This window comes from Ligilactobacillus araffinosus DSM 20653, from assembly GCF_001435375.1.
GTDB lineage: Bacteria > Bacillota > Bacilli > Lactobacillales > Lactobacillaceae > Ligilactobacillus > Ligilactobacillus araffinosus.
On the sequence record NZ_AYYZ01000019.1, the window covers coordinates 1 to 3,735 of the forward strand.

Sequence of the window (3,735 nt, forward strand, 5' to 3'; positions counted from 1 at the left end):
TGTCGCATCGTCTACGTAGTTGACCACCGCGTGTTCCTTGTTTGCTGTGTAAGTGACTGTAACTGTACTATTACTATCTGTCGGTAAAACATCGTTATTAGCCGTTGTTGCAGTCACATCAGGAGTATAACCAGTAATTGTAGGTGATGTTACAGATGGATAAGTTCCACTTACTGGTGTCCAATCTCCTTCGGATACAACTTGATGAGTTACCTGATCAACCGTTACACTTCGATTAAATGTAACTGAATTTGTAACCGAATCAGCTGCTTTTGTCCCGTCACTATATACATAGTTAATCGTTTGTTGAACAGTATGTGTCAATTCATCAGCTGGAACATTATCTGGATTATCACTTGCTGTATCTGTTCTTGTATTATGTTCAAATACGATCTTGTATACCGGAACAGTTCCATCGTAATTATAAACTACCCCATTTGCAGGAAAGTCATCACTTGAAAGTTTATAACCTTCATTAATGTATTTCTGAATCGTTGACGCAGGGTTATAACTATCCGTTGTTCCATATGCTCCGCTTAAATCATCTGTTGATAAAACTTGACCTGTTGTTCCATCAATGTATTGAACTTGTGCTCTTTCTTGATTAGCAGTATACGTAATTGTTTGAACATTATTACTTGAATCCGGAGTTACACTAACTGCCTGACTTTCTTCTTCACCTGGTGTTACTGTATATCCAGTAATCGATGGTGACTGAACTTGTGGAAATTCACCGGTTGCTGGTGCCCAATTACCATAAGTTTTTTCTCCAGTTACTTGGTTGATGCTTACATCTCTTGTAAACGTCAAAGAAGTATCTTTATCTGGGGCAAGTTGTTTACCATTAGAGTCAACGTAATGAATCGTTTGTGATACTGTTTGAGACTCAGTTGAAGTTGTAACATTTTCTTTCAAAATGACATTATATGACTTTACAACTCCATCTTCATCAAACTTAGCCCCACCTGTTGGATAATTATCTTGTACCAAAACATAGCCTTGCTGTTCCAAAGTCTTGATTTCATCAGCCGTTGTATATGATGATGTTGTATCATATGCACCTGTTAAGGTATCTGTTTTAATTGTTTTTCCAGTTGTCTGATCAATATAATTTACATTAATTTTTTCTTGATTAGCGGTATAAATAATGTTTTGAACATTATTTTGAGACGAACCATCTACATTGGTTATCTCCTGACTCCGTACCTCACTTGGAGTGTATCCAGTAATCGTTGGTGACGTTACAGATGGAAACTCTCCACTTGTTGGTGACCATGGACTATATTGAATAACACCAGTAACATTATCTTTCGTTGCTGTCCGTGTAAAAGTTAATTGCTTATTTACAGAATCAGCAGCTTTTTGTCCATCAGAATAATTATAATTAATTGTTTGTGTAACCGTCGAACTTTCAGTATTTGTAGTATAAGTATGTTGGAAATTAACGGTATACGACTGTGGACTATTAGTATAAATCAAACTTGAAGGTAAGTTACTACTTACTTCCTCATAGCCATTTTTTTCTAATCCGCTAATAATTGTATTTGCATCGTAATCTGGGCTTGAATTATAATTTCCACTTAATGTATCTGTCTTAATTACCTTTTTACTTGTTTCATCATAGTAAGTGATTGTAATTGAAGACTGCGTTGGACTATACACAATTGTCTTTTCAATATTTGCATCTGTGGCTTTAACATTATCAATTTCTGGAATACTTGAAACGTCTGGAGTATATCCTGAAATTTCTGGAGCAGTAACTGCTGGAAAATCATCGCTACCTTCTGCCGTATATGTCCCATCAGCATTTCGTTTGAAGGTAATCGTTACTGTTGTCGGTACGTGTAAAACAACACCACTACTATTAATATAGTTAATAGTTTCCGTAACTGTTGCTGTATCACCTGTAGGCGTTTGAGAACTCCCATTTTTTGTATAAACAATTGTTTCATCAGAGTCTGAAGAGTTACTGTTTACTGGAACCGTTCCACTATCCTGTTGACTTGGAGTATACCCATCAACGGTTGGAGAAACAACTGATGGAAATTCAGCTGGATCAGTCGTTGTTGTCCAATCAGTATAGGTAATATCACCAGTAACATTATCCTTCGTTGCGCCACGGGTATAAGTGATTGATTGTACAACATCTGGAGCAACTGTCTTCCCTGTTGAATCAACATAGTGGATTGTATGGGTAATTACTTTTGTTAATCCTTCTGAATCACTTGGTAAAGTTGTTGTTGTATGGGTAAAGTCGACTTCGTAGTGTTGATCACCAGAATTATCAAACTTCAATCCACCTGATGGAATTGTATCTTTAGCAATCTTATAACCAGCATTTTCAAAATTTTGAATTATACTTTGGTAATCGTAATCAGGTGAAGTATTATAATCACCTTGCAAAATATTTTGTTGTAAAACCTTATGCTCGTCCATATCATAATAAACGATGGTCATTTCTTCTTTATTTGCAACATAGGTAACTGTCTGATTATTATCGGATGAATTTGCCGTAATTCCAGTAATAGCAGTCGATTGACTAGGACTTGCCGTATACCCTGGAATTTGTGGAGATTGAACTGATGGAAATTCATCTGTTCCCGTCTCATTTGTCCATGAACCATACGTAACATTTCCAGTAACTAAATCTTTAGTTGCTGGTCTTGTAAACGTAATCGTTGTTGTCTTAGTCGGTTCTGCTTGCGTTCCATCTGAGTATTGGTACTTAATTGTTTGTGTAACTGTTTTTGTATCTGTACTGCTTTGTGTTTTATGAGTTAATTTCACTTGATAAGTTGGGACGGTCCCATCATTTGAACTATTCCAAGTGATCGAACCTGGCCAATTATCTGACTCAACATTATAGTTCGGATAATTTGAATTTAAGTAACTATTAATATCATACGTAGATGTTGATCCATATGTTCCGTTAACAGTTACAGTATTAATAACCTTACCGCCTTCAGAATCATCAATAATTTGAATTTTAGCGGTCTCTTGATTAGGAGTATATTCATACGTTACCGTTTGCGCATTCTTTGTTACCGTTCCGGTTGCATTTGATGGTGTTTTACTTAAAGTGTATCCTGTAATGGTTGCCGGACTTGTAGTATACGTATATCCTACATATGGCGTACTACTTGTTTTGCCTTCACTACTCTTATATATTGCCGTCCCAGTTTGTAATACTTTCCCTGTTGTTGAATCAACATACTGAACCGTGACCTTACCACCTTGAACTAATGGTGCTTTGTCAAACACAATGGTTATATAATTATACGAATATCCATTTACATTATTATACAAACTATCACAATGATCGTATTTATACCCTTCATTTTCAACTTTTTTTACATATGGAGTAACAAAAGTTTTTGCTTGACTTGAAGAAGCATCTGTACACCCTGCTGGATAGTAAAGCGTATTCCCATTTTGATCAACAAAGAAAAATGTCCATGTCCCATAATAAGGATCATACGCATACGAACCGCTTTTAGCTAATTTCTGCATCATATCATCAGTAGCTGCATTCGTTGTTTGAGTAAAAATACCAGTCGGAACATTATTTTGATTTACTTCATTAGTTAATTCTTCAGAAGATAAATCATTATTTGATTTTAAATTCGTTGAACTTTCACCAATTACACTTAATGCATCCATTGAAGAATTTGCTTCTGTACTTGATGAACTTACACTTGATGTGTTCACTGAAGAACTAGCTTCTTTGCTTGATGA

1 protein-coding gene is annotated in these 3,735 nt (G+C 35.7%); it reads right to left on the reverse strand.

Annotated elements, in window-relative coordinates; all coding sequences use genetic code 11:
• Positions 1–3,708, reverse strand: a 3,708-nt coding sequence (locus FC64_RS03155; protein WP_202987247.1) for a mucin-binding protein, incomplete at its 3' end; no start/stop codon positions are given.
• Positions 3,709–3,735: the final 27 nt, after the last annotated feature.